The 19,049-nt window shown below is 65.8% G+C and carries 16 protein-coding genes and 1 tRNA gene; 8 read left to right on the forward strand and 9 right to left on the reverse strand.

Annotation, left to right across the window (positions count from 1 at the left end):
• Positions 1-66: 66 nt before the first annotated feature.
• From prfB to AACL56_RS22195, 5 genes are all read left to right on the forward strand, one after another.
• A protein-coding gene (prfB, locus tag AACL56_RS22175) for a peptide chain release factor 2 (RefSeq protein WP_339091961.1) occupies positions 67-1,171 on the forward strand; the annotation gives its coding sequence in 2 pieces (ribosomal slippage) (positions 67-147 and positions 149-1,171; 1,104 coding nt in all).
• 6 nt (positions 1,172-1,177) lie between these two features.
• Positions 1,178-1,864 carry an HAD family hydrolase gene (locus AACL56_RS22180; RefSeq protein WP_339091962.1) on the forward strand — a complete coding sequence of 229 codons (687 nt, stop codon included), beginning with the start codon at positions 1,178-1,180 and terminating at the stop codon, positions 1,862-1,864.
• The gene (gene pepN / locus AACL56_RS22185) at positions 1,851-4,544 is read left to right on the forward strand and encodes an aminopeptidase N (protein ID WP_339091963.1); all 2,694 of its coding nucleotides are present in this window, start codon (positions 1,851-1,853) and stop codon (positions 4,542-4,544) included. The genes AACL56_RS22180 and pepN overlap by 14 nt, the downstream gene beginning before the upstream one ends.
• Before the next feature lie 132 nt (positions 4,545-4,676).
• Positions 4,677-5,690 carry a class 1 fructose-bisphosphatase gene (locus AACL56_RS22190; RefSeq protein WP_339091964.1) on the forward strand — a complete coding sequence of 338 codons (1,014 nt, stop codon included), beginning with the start codon at positions 4,677-4,679 and terminating at the stop codon, positions 5,688-5,690.
• Positions 5,691-5,715: 25 nt separating this feature from the next.
• Positions 5,716-5,791, forward strand: a tRNA-Thr gene (locus tag AACL56_RS22195).
• A 309-nt stretch (positions 5,792-6,100) separates the two neighbouring features.
• Here AACL56_RS22195 and AACL56_RS22200 read toward each other — a convergent pair.
• Positions 6,101-7,360, reverse strand: coding sequence for a restriction endonuclease (locus tag AACL56_RS22200; protein WP_339091965.1), 1,260 nt, complete (start codon positions 7,358-7,360; stop codon positions 6,101-6,103).
• A gap of 428 nt (positions 7,361-7,788) precedes the next feature.
• Between AACL56_RS22200 and AACL56_RS22205 the strand changes: the two genes are divergently transcribed.
• Both AACL56_RS22205 and AACL56_RS34345 read left to right on the forward strand, forming a co-directional pair.
• Entirely contained in the window at positions 7,789-8,073 is a 285-nt protein-coding gene (locus AACL56_RS22205) for a hypothetical protein (RefSeq protein WP_339091966.1), read from the forward strand.
• Positions 8,009-8,155 (forward strand): DNA/RNA helicase domain-containing protein, encoded by a 147-nt coding sequence (locus AACL56_RS34345; RefSeq protein ID WP_425337074.1) that lies wholly within the window; start codon positions 8,009-8,011, stop codon positions 8,153-8,155. Before AACL56_RS22205 ends, AACL56_RS34345 begins: the two co-directional genes overlap by 65 nt.
• On the opposite strand, the gene AACL56_RS22210 is transcribed toward AACL56_RS34345, so the two are convergent.
• The gene (locus AACL56_RS22210; protein ID WP_339091967.1) at positions 8,124-8,399 is read right to left on the reverse strand and encodes a hypothetical protein; all 276 of its coding nucleotides are present in this window, start codon (positions 8,397-8,399) and stop codon (positions 8,124-8,126) included. The genes AACL56_RS34345 and AACL56_RS22210 overlap by 32 nt on opposite strands.
• A gap of 468 nt (positions 8,400-8,867) precedes the next feature.
• Between AACL56_RS22210 and AACL56_RS22215 the strand changes: the two genes are divergently transcribed.
• Entirely contained in the window at positions 8,868-9,251 is a 384-nt protein-coding gene (locus tag AACL56_RS22215) for a DUF4431 domain-containing protein (RefSeq protein WP_339091968.1), read from the forward strand.
• Between the two features lie 146 nt (positions 9,252-9,397).
• Here the strand turns inward: AACL56_RS22215 and AACL56_RS22220 are convergent, their stop codons facing one another.
• The 7 genes from AACL56_RS22220 to AACL56_RS22250 form a co-directional block, all read right to left on the reverse strand.
• The gene (locus AACL56_RS22220) at positions 9,398-9,724 is read right to left on the reverse strand and encodes a hypothetical protein (RefSeq protein ID WP_339091969.1); all 327 of its coding nucleotides are present in this window, start codon (positions 9,722-9,724) and stop codon (positions 9,398-9,400) included.
• Positions 9,725-9,733: 9 nt separating this feature from the next.
• Entirely contained in the window at positions 9,734-9,913 is a 180-nt protein-coding gene (locus AACL56_RS22225; RefSeq protein ID WP_339091970.1) for a hypothetical protein, read from the reverse strand.
• Between the two features lie 181 nt (positions 9,914-10,094).
• Entirely contained in the window at positions 10,095-10,421 is a 327-nt protein-coding gene (locus AACL56_RS22230; RefSeq protein ID WP_339091971.1) for a hypothetical protein, read from the reverse strand.
• Between the two features lie 2 nt (positions 10,422-10,423).
• Positions 10,424-14,911 (reverse strand): RHS repeat-associated core domain-containing protein, encoded by a 4,488-nt coding sequence (locus AACL56_RS22235; protein ID WP_339091972.1) that lies wholly within the window; start codon positions 14,909-14,911, stop codon positions 10,424-10,426.
• 15 nt (positions 14,912-14,926) lie between these two features.
• A complete protein-coding gene (locus AACL56_RS22240; RefSeq protein ID WP_339091973.1) occupies positions 14,927-15,367 on the reverse strand; it encodes a DcrB-related protein in 441 nt (146 codons plus the stop codon).
• A gap of 58 nt (positions 15,368-15,425) precedes the next feature.
• Positions 15,426-15,866, reverse strand: a complete 441-nt coding sequence (locus tag AACL56_RS22245) for a hypothetical protein (RefSeq protein ID WP_339091974.1) — start codon at positions 15,864-15,866, stop codon at positions 15,426-15,428.
• A gap of 7 nt (positions 15,867-15,873) precedes the next feature.
• Positions 15,874-19,047, reverse strand: coding sequence for a type VI secretion system Vgr family protein (locus AACL56_RS22250; RefSeq protein ID WP_339091975.1), 3,174 nt, complete (start codon positions 19,045-19,047; stop codon positions 15,874-15,876).
• Positions 19,048-19,049 lie beyond the last annotated feature (2 nt).

The following is a 19,049-nucleotide window of genomic DNA, read 5'->3' on the forward strand; positions in this document are numbered from 1 at the left end:
CGGTTTGCAGACCGTGAGAAAATGTCGGGTTCCCCCGAACACCAACCCTCACAGTCAGGACACCCCATGGACGCAGAACAGATCAACCAAATCGGCGCAATGCTCTCGGACCTGAGCGTCCGCACGGTCGATTTACGGAGGTATCTTTGACTACGATGCCAAAGCCGAACGACTGAGGACAGTCAACGCATCGCTCGAAGACCCGAACGTCTGGAACGACCCCAAGAAGGCCCAGGAGCTGGGGCGCGAGAAGAAGTCGCTCGACGACGTGGTCGTCACGCTCGACCGCCTCACCAATGGGCTGTCGGACAACACCGAGCTCTACGAGATGTCGAAGGAAGACGGCGACATGGACGGCCTGCAGTCCATCGCCGATGACGCCGCCACGCTCGAAGCCGACATCAAGCAGCTCGAGTTCCGCCGGATGTTCAACAACCCGGCCGATCCGCTGAACGCCTTCGTCGACATCCAGGCCGGCGCCGGTGGCACCGAGGCTTGCGACTGGGCCAGCATGCTGCTGCGCCAGTACCTGAAGTACGCCGAGCGCAAGGGCTTCAAGACGCAGATCGAGGACGAGACGCCCGGCGATACCGCCGGCATCAAGGGCGCGACCATCAAGGTCGAGGGCGACTACGCGTTCGGCCTGCTGCGCACCGAGACCGGCGTGCACCGCCTGGTACGCAAATCGCCGTTCGACTCTTCGGGCGGCCGACACACCAGCTTCGCCAGCATCTTCGTGTACCCGGAGATCGACGACTCCATCGAGATCGAGATCAACCCGGCCGACGTGCGCACCGACACCTTCCGCGCCAGCGGCGCGGGCGGCCAGCACATCAACAAGACCGACTCGGCCGTGCGCCTGACGCACATCCCGACCGGCATCGTGGTGCAGTGCCAGGACGGCCGCAGCCAGCACAGCAACCGCGACGTGGCGTGGAAGCGCCTGCGCTCGCGCCTGTACGACCACGAGATGCGCAAGCGGCAGGAAGAGCAGCAGAAGCTGGAAGACAGCAAGACCGACGTGGGTTGGGGCCACCAGATCCGCAGCTACGTGCTGGACAACAGCCGCATCAAGGACCTGCGCACCAACGTCGAAGTCTCGGCCACCCAGAAGGTGCTGGACGGCGACCTCGATGTGTTCATCGAAGCTTCCCTGAAGCAAGGCGTGTAGCAACCCATGAGCCCGAAGCACGGCAAGGTCGAGGCCTTCATCTTCGACATGGACGGCACCATGATCGACTCCATGCCCTGGCATGCGCGCTCGTGGGTCGAGTTCGTGGCGCGCCACGGGCTCGAGCTCGACGTGAGCGACATCCTCGCGCGCACCACGGGCCGCACCGGCACCGAGTGCATGCGCGAGCTCTTCGAGCGCGAGCTGTCCGACGAGGAGTGCCAGGCCCTGGTGCACGAGAAGGAAGAGATCTACCGCGCCATGTTCCACGACAACTTCACCGAGGTTGCCGGCTTCACCGCATTCGCCAGGGCCGCCGTCGCACGCGGCCTGAAGGTGGCCGTGGGCACCGCGGGCGACAAGGGCAACATCGAGTTCGCCATGTCGCGCCTCAAGATGGACCCGCTGCCGCTGGCCATCGTGGGCGGCGACGAAGGCTTCAGCGGCAAGCCCACGCCCGCCATCTTCCTGGAAGCCGCGCGCCGCATCGGCGTGGCGCCCGAACGCTGCATCGTCTTCGAAGACGCGCCCTTCGGCATCGAGGCCGCGCGCCGCGGCGGCATGCGTGCCGTGGCCGTGTGCAGCACCCATACCGCGGCCGAACTCGCAGGCCCTCACGTGATCGCTGCGGTTCGCGACTACAACGAACTCGCCCATTCGAATTTTCTGGAGACTCTCGATGATGTTTCGTGACGCCCAAGGGCAACCCATCGCCATCCGCCGCGAAGACTATGCCGCCCCGGCGTACTGGATCGACACCGTCGACCTCACCTTCGACCTCGACCCCGCCAAGACCCGCGTGCTCAACCGCATGCAGATGCGCCGCAACCCCGAGGTGCCGGTGCAGCCGCTGCGCCTGGATGGCGACGAGCTGAACCTGGCGCGCGTGCTGGTCAACGGCCAGGGCGCGTCGTTCCGCATGGAAGGCGACCAGCTCGTCATCGACAGCCTGCCCGACGCCTTCGAGCTCGAGATCTTCACCACCTGCTGCCCCATCAAGAACACCAAGCTGATGGGCCTGTTCGTGAGCGAGGACACCTTCTTCACGCAGTGCGAAGCCGAGGGCTTCCGCCGCATCACCTACTTCCTCGACCGCCCCGACGTGATGGCGATGTACACCGTCACGCTGCGCGCCGCCAAGGCCGCATACCCGGTGCTGCTGTCCAACGGCAACCTGGTCGACCATGGCGAGCTGCCCGAAGGCCGCCACTTCGCCAAGTGGGTCGACCCATTCAAGAAGCCCAGCTACCTTTTCGCCCTGGTGGCGGGCAAGCTGGTGGCGCGCGAGCAGCGCATCAAGGCGCGCAGCGGCAAGGACCACCTGCTGCAGGTGTACGTGCGCGCCGGCGACCTCGACAAGACCGAGCACGCGATGAACTCGCTCATCAACTCCGTGCTGTGGGACGAGGCGCGCTTCGGCCTGCCGCTGGACCTCGACCGCTTCATGATCGTCGCCACCAGCGACTTCAACATGGGCGCCATGGAGAACAAGGGCCTGAACATCTTCAACACGAAGTACGTTCTGGCCAACCAGGCCACCGCCACCGACGCCGACTACAGCAACATCGAGAGCGTGGTCGGCCACGAGTACTTTCACAACTGGAGCGGCGACCGCGTGACCTGCCGCGACTGGTTCCAGCTGTCGCTGAAGGAAGGCCTCACCGTCTTCCGCGACCAGGAATTCAGCCAGGACCTGTGCGCCGACGCCTCGGCCCGCGCCGTGAAACGCATCGAGGACGTGCGCGTGCTGCGCACCGCCCAGTTCCCCGAAGACGCCGGCCCCATGGCCCACCCGGTGCGGCCCGACAGCTACATCGAGATCAGCAACTTCTACACCGTCACCATCTACGAAAAGGGTGCCGAGGTCGTTCGCATGATGCAGACGCTGGTCGGCCGCAAGGGCTTCGAAAAGGGCATCACCCTGTACTTCGAGCGCCACGACGGCCAGGCCGTGACCTGCGACGACTTCGCCCAGGCCATTGCCGACGCCAACCCCGATTCCGAACTGGCCCGCCTGCTGCCCCAGTTCAAGCGCTGGTACAGCCAGGCCGGCACGCCCCGTCTGGCCGCGCACGGCGTGTACGACGCGCAGAACCGCAGCTACACGCTGAGCGTGGTGCAGAGCTGCCCGCCCACCCCGGGCCAGCCGGTCAAGGAACCCTTCGTCATTCCGCTGAACATCGGCCTGCTCGATGCCGGCGGTCGCGAACTGCCGCTGCAGCTCGAAGGCGAGAACGACGTCACGCGCGGCACGCGCACCCTGGTGCTGTCGCGCGCCGGCGAGCAGATCACCTTCGTCGGCCTCGACGCCGAGCCTGTGCCGTCCATCCTGCGCGGCTTCAGCGCGCCGGTGATCCTCGACTTCGAATACACCGATGCCCAGCTGCTCACCCTGCTGGCCAACGACCCCGACCCGTTCAACCGCTGGGAAGCCGGCCAGCGCCTGGGCCTGCGCGCCGCGCTGCAGGGCATCGCCGCCCTGGCCACCGACACCGCACCGGTGCTGAACGACGCCTACATCGAGGCCATGCGCAGCGTGCTGCGCAACCCGCAGCTCGACGCCGCCTTCAAGGAACTGGTGCTCACGCTGCCCTCGGAAACCTACATTGCCGAGCAGCTCGACGTGGTCGACCCGCAGCGCGTGCACCTGGTGCGAGAAGCCATGCGCGCCCAACTGGCCACCGCCCTCTTCAGCGATTGGGAACAGGTGTACGAAGCCAACAAGGACACCGGCGCCTACACCCCCGACCCCACGTCGTCGGGCCGCCGCGCACTGGCCGGCATGGCGCTCAACTTCTTGTGCCTGGCGGCGCGCGCCTCGGGCGACGTCGTGTGGCCGGGCCGGACGCTGCAGCGCTTCAAGGACGCGGGCAACATGACCGACCGCTTCAACGCGCTCAATGCGCTCGTGTCCTCGGGCCACACCCTGGCGGCACAAGCGCTCGCACGCTTCCACGCCATCTTCAAGGACGAGGCACTGGTCATCGACAAGTGGTTCTCCCTGCAGGCCGGCGCCAGCGACCGTGGCGGCGACGTGCTGCCGCTGGTGAAGCAGCTCATGAAGCACCCCGACTTCTCGCTGAAGAACCCCAACCGCGCGCGCAGTGTGATCTTCAGCTACTGCAGCGCCAACCCGGGTGCGTTCCACCGGCCCGACGCGGCCGGCTACGTGTTCTGGAGCGAGCGCGTGATCGAGCTCGACGCCATCAACCCGCAAGTGGCCGCCCGCCTGGCGCGTGCGCTCGACCGCTGGAGCAAGCTGGCCGAGCCCTACCGCAGCGCCGCGCGCGAAGCCATCGCCCGCGTGGCCGCCAAGCCCGACCTGAGCAAGGACACCCATGAAGTGGTGACCCGCGCTCTTGCTGGGAACTGAGCCCACCCCCAGGCTTCGCGCACTTCGTGTCGCTTCGCCCTCCCCCTCACCGGGGGCAACACCTGCGGCCCGGCAAAGCCGGTTCCGCGGTGTTCCGCGAACAGACCCTCACATTTGCATAGGACACATTCCATGGCTCAACAAAAGATTTCCCTCACCCGCTACCTCGTCGAACAGCAACGCGCCGATGGGCTCATTCCCGGCCAGCTGCGCCTGCTGCTCGAAGTGGTCGCTCGCGCCTGCAAGAGCATCAGCCAGGCCGTCAACAAGGGCGCGCTGGGCGGCGTGCTGGGCACGGCCGAAAGCGAGAACGTGCAGGGCGAGATCCAGAAGAAGCTGGACATCATCGCCAACGAAGTGCTCATCGAGGCCAACGAATGGGGCGGCCACCTCGCGGCCATGGCCAGCGAGGAAATGGAATCCATCCACGTGGTGCCCAACCGCTACCCGCAGGGCGAATACCTGCTCATGTTCGACCCGCTCGACGGCAGCAGCAACATCGACGTGAACGTGAGCATCGGCACCATCTTCAGCGTGCTGAAGAAGCCCGACGACCACCCCGGCGTGCAGGAAGGCGACTTCCTGCAGCCCGGCACCCAGCAGGTGGCCGCCGGCTACTGCATCTACGGCCCGCAGACCACCCTGGTGCTGACCGTGGGCAACGGCGTGGCCATGTTCACGCTCGACCGCGAGCAAGGCAGCTTCGTGCTCACGCAGGAAGACATCCAGATTCCGGCAGACACCAAGGAATTCGCGATCAACATGAGCAACATGCGCCACTGGGACGAGCCCGTGAAGCGCTACATCGACGAATGCCTGGCCGGCAAGGAAGGCCCGCGCGGCAAGGACTTCAACATGCGCTGGATCGCCAGCATGGTGGCCGACGTGCACCGCATCCTGATGCGCGGCGGTGTCTTCATGTACCCGTGGGACAAGCGCGAGCCCGAGAAGGCCGGCAAGCTGCGCCTGATGTACGAGGCCAACCCCATGAGCTGGCTGGTCGAGCAGGCCGGCGGCGCCGCCACCAACGGCAAGCAGCGCATCCTGGACCTGAAGCCCACCAAACTGCACGAGCGCGTCAGCGTGATGTTGGGTTCACGAAACGAAGTTGAGCGTTTGACGCAGTACCACACTGAGAAGCCGTGATTTCGTGGCTATAATCTGAGGCTTCGCCGGTGTAGCTCAGTCGGTAGAGCAGCTCATTCGTAATGAGAAGGTCGGGTGTTCGATTCATCTCTCCGGCACCAATTGAAAAGCCCGCTATCCAAAAGGTAGCGGGCTTTTTCTATTTCTCGGTCGCTTTGCGCAGGTCTGCGTGTGCGCTCATAGGACTTGTTCAATTGGGCTCATGGCTGCAGTTTTAATTGCGCCATTGTTCTCCTGCCCCTCTTGCGGATGGCCGGCAATTACCGGTCACCGTTACCGCTTTGGCGCAATTGGCATATCCGGCCAATGCCATGAGACCTCTACGTTCCCGCATCAGCAGCCGTAAGCGCGCCCTCACAAAGCGATTCGACAACATGTTCTCGTCGCGCAGCCAATCCCAAATTGGCTCATCAAGCCGGCCACTCGCCAAGCAACTCCGTCACTCGCTCAACCGAGCCGTAGCCAGCTTGGATCAAGATTTCGGCAATATCCCGTCCACTGATGAGAACGATGGGATGACGGTCATCTCTCACTTCCGTGTACGCCTGCCGTGCAATTGCAGAGGTTGTGACCAATACGCCGAACTGGCGATGCCGAATGCGGGAAATCAACCGTGCGACCTCCCGCACACCCACCGTATTTGCCGACGCGTCTTCAGAACCGGGGCGGTAGCACTTGGCCTCCAGCGCAAACTCTGCATACACGGGGTCGGCGCTGAGGCCTAGCAAATACCTCCCGATGGCGTCTCGTCCGCCATCGACGCTGCCTCTGGTGATCTCATCGATGATCACGCGCCGATCCGTCAATTGATAAATCCGGGCAGCAAATGACTCGAAAGCAAGAGGCGAGTCCTTGAAGTGAGCCCAGACACGCGCCAAGATCGCGGCCTTGAGCGGCGTGTCTGGCTTCTGTTCGCTCTCCGTCCGGATCACTTTCGTGGGCTCCGAGGTCAACGGGGCATACACGCCCGATTCGCCCCAAGCGCGCAGCGCGCCGGGTGCAGTTCCCAGAGCAACCTCTTGCGAGGCGAGGCTGTCGATCCAGACGCGCGGAACAGTGGCTGCGTTGAGCACCGTAAAGACCGCGCGATAGTTTTGGAACCGCTCTCCGGAAGTCGTCTTCCATACGGCAACCAAATCTTCAGTCATTGGAAGACCAGGAAATCCGGGCACGGCCAGCCCCTTGAACTGAACAGACCTGCTGCTCTTCGCGGTCGGGCATTTGGTGAAGACGAAGAATGGAGGCACCTCCGCCCGCTTCGCTGCATCGCCATGCGCGTTCTCGAAAGCCGCCTTGAGAAGCAGATTGCCGCGGCGCGTCGTGTCATGAAGATCATGACCCGGCGTGCGGTTGTCGCCGTAGTAGACGAACTGCCCTGTATTCAAATCCAAGCGGTCGGGCCAATCGCCCTCTTCGCCACTGGAATAGAGCACTACGAACCTCTTCTTCAGACCTGGACCTGAGGCCCTGAAACCACCCTGATTGCCTGCGCCGGGAAGCAGCTTGGCGATGGGATCACTGCTCGCGTTGCCCGCATTCCCCCCTTCATAGATCGCATCGACTACGAGGTCCGCAGTCGGTAGATCGTCGAAGCTGAATATGCGAGTCATATCGAACAGGGCATCCCGGTGTGGTCGTCGACGGCGCGCCGCAAACAAGCTGGCGTGCATTTAATTTAACGATCTTTAACCGGTCGAGCCTAACGCACAGGAGCCGCGCCCTGAAAAACGGCCTGTTTCCGACGTGCGATGGCTGTAGTTGCTCTTTGGAGCCCCCCGTAACATTTGCTACTTGCGCGGCCTCAGCCGGAAACGCAACAGCGGGGTAGCGCCAGCTATTACGGGCTGGGGCGCAACGACACGCCTGAACAGCCCGCAAGTCGGCGGGCCGAATAGCTCAAGCACTCGCTAGACAGCATGACTGAATTCACTCCCCAAGAGCTTGGTCATGCCTCGAAGAAGTCGGCGAACCGAACGGAGTCTTCCAGCGGATGCCAGAAGAAGCATCCGTGCGCATCGCCCGAGTCTCACAGAGAACGAAAGCTGCCTAGGACCGACTCGCCAATGGCCTGCTGCACGAAGTCAACTGCAGCATCTGAATGATCGCGCCCGACTCGATCAACGAAGTGCTTGCGTCCAAACATGCCCAGGCGGAGGTCAACTACATCGGCGTGATCATCGGCCCCGACCTCGTCGTTCGGAATGGTCAAGTCGTGACCGTGCCGAAGGCAAGAGATCGACACGACACGACGTTGCGCAGCTACGGGGTCCGACTCAAGGCCGATCCGACGAGGGCCGCCGCGGAAGGCGGACCTGATCATCAAGAACACGTACCGCACGCTGGTGACGCGGGGCATGAAGGGGTGCTACGTCTACTGCAGTGACCAAGAAACTGCGAACTACTTTCGCGCGCGGTCGTCACCCTTTGCTGCGATCACGAAGGCGCCGACAGGTCCGCCTCGTTGAGCCGCATCAGCACTCGCTGCGAAAGCTCCGCGACTTCGTCTGCAAGATCGGACGCGATCCACATCACGCTGTCGCGGTTCACGTTTCCTATCGCGTCGAACCATGCGCTGCAGTCGCCGTAGCAACATTTCAGCAATGATTGCAATTGAGTCGACTTTTTCTCAAGAAGGTCGGCCGTGTCGACGAGGGTGGTTGCGGTGCGGAATGCGGGCGTGGCTTGCCCGGCGATAATTTCGTCAGCCATTTGATGTGCTTTCCTGCAAAGTTAGTGCACGTTGATTGGTCAGACGGCCATGGTGTTAGCGCACCTTGGCCGTCGCCTTTTTGTGCCTCACATCGACATCGCTGCGGTGTGCATTTCGATGTCCCGCCGTGAGGCGCGGCGGCCGTTCAAATGTAAGAACAGAAGCGCCAGATCGGCGCTGCGATGCGGCGAACAAACCGCGCATCAAGCCAACTTTTCCCACATCGGAAAACCAAAAACCTGCATTGCCGACGACAGCACGCGTCGCGTCGGCCAGCCTTCGCAATCGAGTGATTCATAAGAGCCAGGCCCGTCGAAGAGACAAAGAGATCACTTGCCCACGAACATCCTGTTCGGCGCAAGGACGGCAGCTCTCTTGCACTTCCCGCACAGGTCATTGCGTGGCATCGTGGCCCGCATGCCGAGAGCTCAAACAACAACGCTGAACATCAACACACCCTCCGCACAATGAACCACCTCCTCGCAACACTGGCCCTTACGCTCTTCGCCTCGGTCGCAAGCGCCAAGACCCTGCCCTACGACCCCGCCGTCGTCACGCTGCAAGGCACGCTGCTTTCCGGCAACGGCATGACGCCCGACGGCAAGAAGCTCAAGTTCCCGGCGATACGGCTCGCAGAGCCGATCTCCGTGCCGGAAGACGAGCCGCGCGACTGGTCCGCCGAAAAAGACGTGGTGCTGCTGCACATGGCGCTCGACGAAAAGAACATGGCGGCGTTCAAGCGCCTGAAGGGAAAGCCGGTGAAGGTCACCGGCAAGCTCTTTCATTCGGACAATGGCAACCACCAGACGAACGTGCTGATCTTTCCGGTGTCGATCACGCCCGTCCGCTAGTCAGCAGACGCAGTGCTCCGGACATCGTCGCCGCACTCGATGCGATGACGAGCGCGGCGCAGCTTCGAGCGTCGCCTGTGGGCTTCAACAAGGCGCGTGCCTGGATCGCCGCAATGAAGGCGTCACCGGCCTGCGGTGCTTGGACGTCAGTCGCAGAACGCCGCAAGCCCCACGCCTTGCGCCGCGGCACGGGTCAGGATCGCGTGCATCGACTTGAAGGCAGCAATCTGCCCGCGTGGGGCGCCACGTTCGGGGGCGTTGACAGTGAATATCGCGAGCATGGTCACGACCTGCTCGGCACGCAGCAGCGTGTCGTCGAAGTACTTGAGGTTCGCGCCGCCCTGAATGCATCGATCGAACAGCGCTGCGAGCGAGCGATGCGCATCAAGATCGACGCAGCCCGCATGCACCAGGCCACCCGGGTCTTTCGGCAGGTGCCTGCGTTCCGGTTCGACAAAGCAGATGTCGAGCATCCGGCACCGCTATCGGGGCATCCGCTTCGCCAGCTCGGCGCGGGTCAGGTCGAGGCCGTCGGCATACGGAGTCAGCGGCACGCCCAGCTTCGGCTCCAGCGACTCGAGCCACTGGAAGAAGTCGACGGCCTGGGCTTCCTCGGCCTCGCCCATCTCGAAGATGCCATTGTCTGCATGCGACAGTTGCACCGATCAAAGGTGTAGACGCACCCCGATCCAGTACGCCATTGCTCGTCGGCTTCTTGCTCGCAGGCTGCCTGCTCCGGAATGCTCATGCCAGCGGCCAAATACACGGCGCCTCGCTCAAGGTAGCGCGGAAGGTCGAGCCGCCCGGCAATGGTTTGCTTCAACATTCGGTCTGACCACAGGCTCAGTCGCCGAACGCCACAAGCCCTACGCCCTTGCCCACCGCTCCTTCGAGGATGCCGCGCATCGCGTCGAACGCCGCAAGCGCCTGGCGATTGCCGCCGAGTTCTCCCACATTCGAAATGAACACCTTCAGCAGCGTTGCAACCTGTGCAGGCGTCAACAGCGAATCCTCGAAGTACTTGAAACTTGCACCGGCCTTGCTGCCCTTGTCGAACAACACGGCCAGCGAACGGTGCGCATCGAGTTCGATGGAACCCGCCAGTTCCAGGCTACCTGGGTCTTCGGGCATGTCCGTGGTGGAGGGGTCTGTGTAGTAGATGTCCAGCATAGTCAGTCCAGCGGGTGGAAGGTTCGAACGGTTCCGTCTTCGTTGACGGTGGCGCGATAGCGTTTGTATTGTCCGTCGTACTTCAGCCGCGACTCGAATACGGCTTTCCCCTCGTAGCTCGACTCCTTCCCATGCTTGAGCGTCTTGCCCAGCAGCGACGAAATCTCTCCCTGGCTCATGTTGGAGCTGAACTTCGATTTGTTGGGGAACCGCGCCGGGTCGACGTGCCGGTCGTAGATGTGCTTCCACCCCGACGTGGCATTGCCCTGCTCCAGCGTGAAGTTGCGGCTGCCCCTGTTGAAGCCGACCGGCCTTGCAAGCGTCTCGCCGCAGATCCACCCCAGCGGGTCGATCCACCGGATCGGATTGGGCGAGTAGCTATGCAAGTTGTCACCGCCCGCAAGCCCGATCGGGTCAGGGCTGATGAACCGCCCGATATCCGGGTCATAGAACCGGAAGGTGTTGTAGTGCAGCCCGGTGTCGCGATCCAGGTACTGCCCCTGGAAGCGCAGGTTCTGCTCGATGGCTTGGGGCGCTGCATCGGTCGGCGATGCAGCCGGGCGGCCATCGAGGGCCGTGACTTCCCATTGCTCGGCAACGGTCGCGCCCCATGTCCTGTAGCTCGCGCGCCAGCACAGGTTGCCTTCGTTGTTGCTCAGTTCCTCGGGCAGGCCGGACGGGTCGTTGTGAAAGTGGAAGATCTGCGCGGTGGTCGTACCCGTGCGCGTGTCCGCTACCCGCTCGGGCTCAGACTTCGCGTCGAGCCGCGCCATGGGCACATGGCTGTCGGGCTCGTACACATAGCTCACCACCTGCGCGCCGCGCCGCTCCTCGATGAGCCGCATGCCCTCCCAGATGAACCGCGTGCTGCCGAAGGCATCGTGCTTGGCCACGCGCCGCCCCATGGCGTCGTAGTCGAAGCGCGTGACCTGCGTGGTGGCCTCGGGCGTGTGCGGGCGCCGGGTGGTGTGCACCGCGATGAGCCTGCTTTCGTCGTCCCATTCGAAGCGCTGCTCGGTGTGCCGGCCTGCCCTCTTGCGCACCAGCCGGCCGTGGCCGTCGTAGCTGTAGCGCTTGTCCTCGAACACGCGAACGAGGTTGTCGCGCACGTAGCCGGGTGCGTTGCCCGGCGCCAGGCCGCCGATCGACGCATCGAGCAGGTTGCCGGCAGGGTCGTAGGCAAAGCGTTCCTGGTTGGCCGCGCCGGCCGCGCCCGTGCGCGCGGTCGCCTCGATGCGCCCGGTGGCGTCGTAGCGGTGCGCCGCGGCGCCCTGCAGCGAATGCCGGCTCTGGCGCAGCTCGCCCACGGCGTCGTGGCCGTATTCCTTCATCAACCCGTCGAGCAGGTGCGCTTGCGGCGTTCCGCTGCGGTCGAGGGCCTCGCGCCATGCGGCGTCGCGTGTCGAGAAAGCCCCGTTCAACGAACCGGGCCGGCACCATGCGGCGGCGCGGCGGCCCAGCGGGTCGAGCGCGAAGCGGGTCGACAGCGCGCCCTGGCTGCGCCCCACCTCGCGATGCAGGTCGTCGCGCTCGATGTCGCTGATGAGCTGGTGCACCGCAGGCGCATCAACCGCATCGGCGCGCTGCTGCAGGTTGACCTGGTGCAGGTGGCCGGAGCCGTAGTACAGGTAGTTGAGTGCGCGCTGCACGCCCTGCTGCCCCACGATGGCGGGCAACAGCGTCTGCGTGCGGTTGCCGAGTTCGTCGTGCGTGTGATGCAGGCTGTGCGTTTCGCCAGTGAGCTCGTCGACGGCGGTTTCCTCTACCAGGCGGCCGAGCCTGTCGTAGGCGAAGGTGGTGCGATGCAAGGCGCGGGGCTCATGGCCCGCGCCGGGTTGCACCGCCTCGAGCTTCACGGCCTCCGTCAGCCGGTCGAGCGCGTCGTAGCGATAGCGGTAGTGATGGCTCGCGGTGCGCTTCTCGACGAGGCGGCCCGCGGCGTCGCGCAGCAGCTCGGTGCGCAGGGGGCGCGTTGCGCGTTGCGGCTCGGCGCTGTCGTGCAGTTCGAGGTCGTCGTCGCCGATGCCCGGCACATGGGTGATGCTGACCGGCCAGCTGTTGGCGTCGTATTCGACCTGCACGCGCGTGCCGCCCACGCGGCGTTCCTCGACGACCCTGTCGGCCGCATCGCGCACGAACTCGAAGTGCAGTCCGTTCTCGTTGACGAGCGACTGCAGGCGCTGCGCGCTGTCGAAGTGCCACGCCACGCGGCGGCCTTCGGCGTCCTGCCGCACCTGCGGCTGGCCGCGCAGACCGAACGCGAATCGCGTGCTGCGGCTCAGCGCATCGGTGGCGGCCACGATGCGGCCGGCCGCGTCGTAGCTGAAGGACTGGTGGCTGTTGTCGGGCTGCGATACCGACAGCAGGCGCCCCATCACGTCGTGGGTCAGGCGCGTGCGCTGGCCCGCGGCGTCGGTCACGCTCTGCAGGTGGCCCCAGCCGTCGTAGGCGTAGCGCGTGGTCTTGCCGGAGCAGTCGGTCAGCGCCGCGAGCTGTGCGCACGCGTTCCAGGCCATGCGGTTGGTGCCGCCCCTGGCGTCGGTCACGGCAATGGGCAGGCCGCGACGGTCGTAGCTGTATTCGGTGACCTGGCCGAGCGGATCGGTCTCGCGCACGAGGTTGCCTTCGTCGCTGTAGGCATAGGTCCACGCGCTGCCGTCGGGCAGGGTCTCGCGCCAGGGCAGGCCGAGCTCGGTCCAGCCGGTGCTGTGGGTGCGGCCCAGCGCGTCGGTGCGACTGGCCAGCAGACCCATGGGGTCGTAGTCGCAGCGCGTGATGGTGCCGCCGGGCTCGACGATGGCGACGAGCTGGCGCAGCGCGTTGTACTGCGCATGCCAGTGGCGGCCCATGGGATCGGTGTAGTCGGTGACCTGCAGGTCGGCATTCCAGTGCCACGCCGACTCGCGGCCGAGCTGGTCGACCACCAGGGTCTGGCCCAGCGCGAGCGCATCGTCCGCGGCCGGCGGCATGCGGCGCACGGTGAAGCTCTCGCCGTCGTTGGTCCAGTGGCGCGCCACGTATGCGTCCTTGCCGGCGCCGCGCCATTCGTACCGGCACTCGAGGCCTGCCGCATCGGCGTGGAGGCTCATGAAGCCCTGTGCGTCGTAGCCGAAGCGGCGCACGATGTCGCCGTTGCGGTTGGTCACGTCGAGCAGGCGGCCTTCGGCGTCGTGCCGGTAGGCCACGAGCACGCCCGGGGACTCTCCCGGCGCACCCGCTGCGAGCCGCACCGCGCTCAGGCGCGGGCTGTCGCCCGCATGGTCGAGTGCGAGCACGCGGCCGGTGCTGTCGGTCAGCTCGCTCAACCGGCCCAGCGCGTCGTGCCTCAGGTCGATGAAGTTGCCGTTGCGGTCTTCGAGACGCGCGAGCTTCAGCGTCTGCGCGCGGGGCAGTTCCTCGCGCGGCGCTTCGAACACGAAGAACAGTCCGCCGGGCACATGAATGAAGTAATGGCCGCTCTCGGTGCGGCACAGGTCCAGCCCGTCGCGCAAGCTGTACTGGCGCTCGCCGGGCTCGATGTCGGGCAGCTCGATCGGCCTGCCCTGCTCGTCGATGAGCGTGACGACCGGTTCGCCTGCGTCATTGGTGCCGGGCCGCAGCTCCATCGCGTAGGGCAGGCTCCATCCCTGCCCCAGCGGCCCGTCGCGACGCAGGTCGTGGCTGCTGTAGAAGCGCTGCCACGCGATGGGGAGCGGCCCCGGCAACGTGAAGTCGAGTTCGCTTTCGCCACCGAGGAACTTGCCGCCGGTGGCCGCGTGCACCGGGTTGCCGAACGAGCTCACCAGGCCGTGGATGCCCATGCCCACGCCCACCGCGCCTTCGATCAGGCAAGGCAGCGCGTTTCTGCCCTGCCGCGCGAGCTTGGGCAGGCAGCGCAGGCCGCGGTAGATCATGACCACGTTGAAGATGGTCACCAGCACCTTCGATATCAGAGGCACCTCGTCGGCCACCTCGCGCACGCGCGCGGTCGGCCCGCCGATGAAGACCGTGGGAGAGCCTTCGCTGACCTTGGCGCCGCACTCGGTATGGTCGTCCTTGCGCGAGGCCACGCCCATGTTGATGAAGACGGTTTCCGCGCCCTCGGCCAGCAGGATCTGCGGCGAGTCGTTCTTGCAGCTCACGGTGTCCATCGGGATCTCGGGCGAGGCGCGCGCGGCGCCGATGGCCTTGCTGTCGATGAACACGTCCGACGAGCCGCTGGTGATCATGCCGGTGACGGTGAGGGTCTCGGGCACCAGCGCATCGGCAATCGATTCGCCCAGGCTCGCGCCGACATAGCCACCGGCCATGCGCGCGCCCACCACCAGGGCACCCGCCACCAGCGGGCCCGCAAGGCCGCCGGTGCCCACCACCGCGGCCACCGCCACGCCGGCGGCGAAACCCACCGCGATGCCGCCGATCAGCCCGCCTGCGAACTTGGCCCAGAAGCGCGCGTGGGCGTTGGTGTGGGCAATGGGGTCGTGCAGCCGCGCGGCGGGTTTACCGGCCATGGTGTGCGTGCAGCGTCAGGCCGCCCTGGGCTGGAAGCTCGCGAGCGTGCGCTGCCACAGCGCCAGTGCCTCTGCGTCGAAAGGCACGGGGCTGCTGGCGGTGAGCACCAGCACGTCGGGGCTTCCGGCCCGTTGCTGGAACACGGCCTGCCGCTGATACAGGGCCTGCCCGTTCTGCTTGAACTGCGTGGCGAGCTCGATGCCGCGAAGGTTGTGCAGGGGCGATCCGATGGCGACATCGCCGCGCGAGAGTTCCTTCAGCTGGCTCACCTGCCGCGTGAGGTCGCTCATCTGCCGCGCGACGAACTGCGCAAGGTTCTCCTGCGTCCGCAGCGCGTCGCGGCTCACGATGAGCGTGGTGCCCGAACCGTCGGGCATGGCCAGCACGTTCATCGAGCGGTCGACGCGTCCGTCGTCGGGCACGTCGAACTGGCCTTCGTTGATGTGATACCTCATCTCGCTGCTTTCCGGATGTGCGGCGTATGCGGTGTGAGGGTTACGCGGGTTGCACGGGTCATGTGGGATCGAAGGCCACGTGGGCCAGGCAGTCGGGATTGCGCTGCGCGAAGCCGAACGACAGCCGGCCCCAGCCGAGCGCGGCGGTGTAGCTGGTCGACTCGTCGAGCGAGCGGCCGCGCGGCACGTCGGTGAGGTCCAGCGCGGCGTAGTGCTGGCGCACTTCGGGCATCGGCACGCAGCGCCCCGCCATGTCGAGCACCAGGAAGCCCGGGTGCGCGCCTTCGCGCTTGATGCGCAGGTCGATGCGCGCCAGCTCGGTGCCGTCCGCCAGCCGCACCGGCGTGCCCTCGAAGAACCGGAAGACGTCCCCGCCCTCTGCATGCGTGTCGCGCAGGGTGGTGCCGAGCGTGCGGCCGACGCCCTGCATGGAAAACGGCAGCTGCGCGGCGAGCGCGTCGATGGCCTGCCAGAGCGTGAGGTGGGTGTTTCCGGTCATGGCGGTCTCAATGCTTGCCGGCATAGCTCTTGTCGTAGGAGTTGCCGTAGTACTGCGTGTACGGCTCGCCGGTGGTCGACGTGTTCAGCGTGCCGTAGTACTTGCCGGCGGCAGCCCGCGCGGCCTCGCGCGTACCGCCCTTGAGCATGCCGTTGTAGGCATCGTTGAAGGCGGCCACGTTGGCCGGGTTCGATCCCTTGAGGATGTCGACCTTGGCCGCGCGCCACACCTCGCGTTGCACCTGGATCTGGTTCAACGCGGCCTCGCCCTCGGAGCCCAGCATGCTGTTGACGAAAGCCGACTTCGAGGACACGTCGGGCTTGAACCGGTACGAATACACCGCGTGCCCGACCTCGTGCGAGAGCGATGCGGCGGTCCGGTAGGGGTCGCTCGCCTCGTTGCTGTCGATCACGATCTTCTTGACGCCCGGACTGGTGTTGGCATACGTGCCTCCGCCGGCCGCGCCATAGCCGATCTTCCATCCCTGGCCCTGCAGGAACTTGAGCTGCCGCTGCAGCGTGGGCGACCGCGCCGCGATGGCGTCGACGCCGGTGCCCAGCCCGGTCCTGGCGTAGCCGGGCGGCGCCGCCGCAGGCACGCTGCGCTCGCTGGCCTCGGCCGACGTGGCGGCTGCTGCGGGCGCCACCGGCACGGCGTCCTCCGTGGTGGCTTCCTCGCTCTGGCTGCCGATGGGTGCCTCGCAGTTCAGGAAGATCTTGCCGCCGCGCTGGTCGAGGTCTTCGGTGAAATTGACGAGGCCCTTCACGCCGTTGATCTTCACCGTGCCGTCGGCCAGCAGCACGATCGACGACTTCCCGCAGATGAGCGAGATGCTGGTCTTGCCGGTGACGAACACGTCCTGCTCGGCCGCCTGGATCACCACCGACTTGCGGCCAGTGACGGTGGCGTTGTTCTCGGTGGAGGTGACGGAGGCATCGGTCTTCGACACCAGGTTGATGGCACCGGCGCTGGCATGCGAGACGATATCGCCGCCCGACACCACGTTGACCTGGCCGCCCTCGCTCACCTGCGTGAACATGCCTCCGGCCACCAGCTGCGTGAGCTGCGCGCCGGTGGTCAGGGTCATGGCGGAGGTGGCGCGCACCGACACGCTCTGCCCCGAGCTGACGACGATCGGCTTGGGGCTGATCATGGTCTGCCCCTCGGGGCTCACGATGGAGACCACGGGCTTGTCGATCTTGCGCGACAGGTCGAGCATCTGCTGCGCGTCGGCCATGGCGGGGTCGGGGTTGTCCGAGACACCCGCCTCGGGCATGCCGCCCGCCGCCAGAGCCGCGACGGCCTGCGTCACGCCACCGGCCGACTGCACGCCCTGCACCAGCCCCATGAGCTGCTGGTTCTTTCCCTGCGCCATGGAACTCACCAGCGCCCTGGTGGACGACAGCGCCTGCCCCGCCGACTGCATGAGCGCGTTGCTCTGCGCCAGCGTGGCGCCCATGTGCTCATGGCCGTCGGGGTTGTCGCGGGAGACCTTCTGCGCGTAGTCCTGCGTGTAGGTGGTCAGCAGCAGGCCCTTGTCGGCGCGGATGGAGCCCCACTCGTTGGTGCGCAGCTCGAAGCCGTAGCTGCGCTGCACGCCCGAGCCCTGGTTCATCAGGTAGCCCATGTGCAGGTGGGTGTTGCCGTGGTCGGTCGACAGCTCGATGTGCTCGGTGCCGCGGCTGTCCTCGAAGCGCAGCATGTGCTTGCCGCCGCCGCCCTTGCTCCAGTTCGTCTGGAAGCCGGTCTGCGTCTTGTGGCGCGGCAGCTCCCACGGCGGCATCTGCGCGGCGTTGTAGACGCAGCCGGTCACGATCGGGTGGTCAGGGTCGCCGTTGAGAAAGTCGACGATCACTTCCTGCCCGATGCGCGGAATGTGCATGGCGCCGTAGTTGCTGCCGGCCCAGGTCTGCGACACGCGGATCCAGCACGAGGAGTTCTCGTCGCGCCGGCCGTAGCGGTCCCAGTGGAACTGCACCTTGATGCGGCCGTACTCGTCGGTGTGGATCTCCTCGCCTTCCGGGCCCACCACCACCGCGGTCTGCGGCCCGGTGGTGCGCGGACGGGGTGTGTTGCGCGCGGGGCGGTACGGCGCGCTGTCGGGCAGCACGTCGAAGGCCTGCCGGTAGCTCGTGCTGCTGGTCGATTCGCTGTAGGCGGCGTCGGCCGCGCCCACCACGCGCAGGGCGTTCTCCTGGAAGTCGTGGCTCACCGACTCGATCAGGTAGCGCCGGTTGTCCTCGGCATTGGGGTGGCGCGCCAGCTCGAACAGGTAGCCCGGCGCCATGTGGCGCAGGTTGCCTTCGGCGGAGACGAGCTCGCGGCGGCCGGCCAGTTGCTCCAGCCGCAGCCGCGCGTAGTTCTCGCCATCGCCCAGCTCGGTGTAGCCGCCGGGCCAGTCATAGATTTCGAAGTCGTCGCGGCTGTGGCCGGCCGGCTGCCGGCGCAGGGTGTCGATCTCGGCGTTGGGCTTCCTGAAGTCGTAGTCGTCGGCCGCGAAATTGCCCGGCGCGATGTCCTCGCCATGGCGCCAGTTGTCGATGAAGTCCTGCTCGAGGATCTGCGCCGCGAGCACGCCCGCGTGGTACGGCACCTTCACCGGACCGCTGGGCAGCGGCACGTGCGAGTCGGGTCCGTCGCACAGCACCAGCTGGTGGCTGCCCTTGGCGTGCGAGAAGAAGTAGTAGATGCCTTCCTGCTCCATCAGCCGGCTGACGAAGTTGAAGTCGGTCTCGGCGTACTGCACGCAGTACTCCCAGGTGCGGTAGTTGCCGGCCAGCCTCGCATCGATGGCGAAACCGTAGGGCGCGAGCACCTCCTGCAGGATCTGCGGCGCGGTCTTGAACTGGAAGATCCTGAAGTCCGAGCGCCGCGTGGCATACCAGAGCCAGGGCCGCAGCGTGGCCTCGTACACGCACATGTCGCCGTCGTCCTTGCCCACGCAGGCAAAGCGCGTGACCTGTCCACTGATGAAGCGCGTGCCCGGCCCGCCCAGCTCGGTGGCCAGGTTGACCTCGATGGTCATGTCTTCGCCGAGCATGCGCTTGGGCGCGATGCCGGCCATGTCGCTCACGAGCCGCACGCGCGACTCGAAGAGCGTGGAGATGGCCTCCTGCCCCGTCATCGAACGGAACTTGAGGCGCTCGCCCAGCGCACTGTGGGCGATGAAGCTGCGGGTCATTT

Origin of the sequence: Variovorax paradoxus, assembly GCF_902712855.1 — a bacterium.
GTDB classification, from domain to species: domain Bacteria; phylum Pseudomonadota; class Gammaproteobacteria; order Burkholderiales; family Burkholderiaceae_C; genus Variovorax; species Variovorax paradoxus_Q.

Coding starts and splice junctions, on each gene's coding strand:
- AACL56_RS22235 (WP_339091972.1), bottom strand. CDS start 14,911: ATGGCCGGTAAACCCGCCGCGCGGCTGCACGACCCCATTGCCCACACC.
- AACL56_RS22180 (WP_339091962.1), top strand. CDS start 1,178: ATGAGCCCGAAGCACGGCAAGGTCGAGGCCTTCATCTTCGACATGGAC.
- AACL56_RS22245 (WP_339091974.1), bottom strand. CDS start 15,866: ATGACCGGAAACACCCACCTCACGCTCTGGCAGGCCATCGACGCGCTC.
- AACL56_RS22215 (WP_339091968.1), top strand. CDS start 8,868: ATGAACCACCTCCTCGCAACACTGGCCCTTACGCTCTTCGCCTCGGTC.
- pepN (WP_339091963.1), top strand. CDS start 1,851: ATGATGTTTCGTGACGCCCAAGGGCAACCCATCGCCATCCGCCGCGAA.
- AACL56_RS22205 (WP_339091966.1), top strand. CDS start 7,789: ATGATCGCGCCCGACTCGATCAACGAAGTGCTTGCGTCCAAACATGCC.
- AACL56_RS22230 (WP_339091971.1), bottom strand. CDS start 10,421: ATGCTGGACATCTACTACACAGACCCCTCCACCACGGACATGCCCGAA.
- AACL56_RS22190 (WP_339091964.1), top strand. CDS start 4,677: ATGGCTCAACAAAAGATTTCCCTCACCCGCTACCTCGTCGAACAGCAA.
- AACL56_RS22200 (WP_339091965.1), bottom strand. CDS start 7,360: ATGCACGCCAGCTTGTTTGCGGCGCGCCGTCGACGACCACACCGGGAT.
- AACL56_RS22240 (WP_339091973.1), bottom strand. CDS start 15,367: ATGAGGTATCACATCAACGAAGGCCAGTTCGACGTGCCCGACGACGGA.
- AACL56_RS22250 (WP_339091975.1), bottom strand. CDS start 19,047: ATGACCCGCAGCTTCATCGCCCACAGTGCGCTGGGCGAGCGCCTCAAG.
- AACL56_RS22210 (WP_339091967.1), bottom strand. CDS start 8,399: ATGGCTGACGAAATTATCGCCGGGCAAGCCACGCCCGCATTCCGCACC.
- AACL56_RS22220 (WP_339091969.1), bottom strand. CDS start 9,724: ATGCTCGACATCTGCTTTGTCGAACCGGAACGCAGGCACCTGCCGAAA.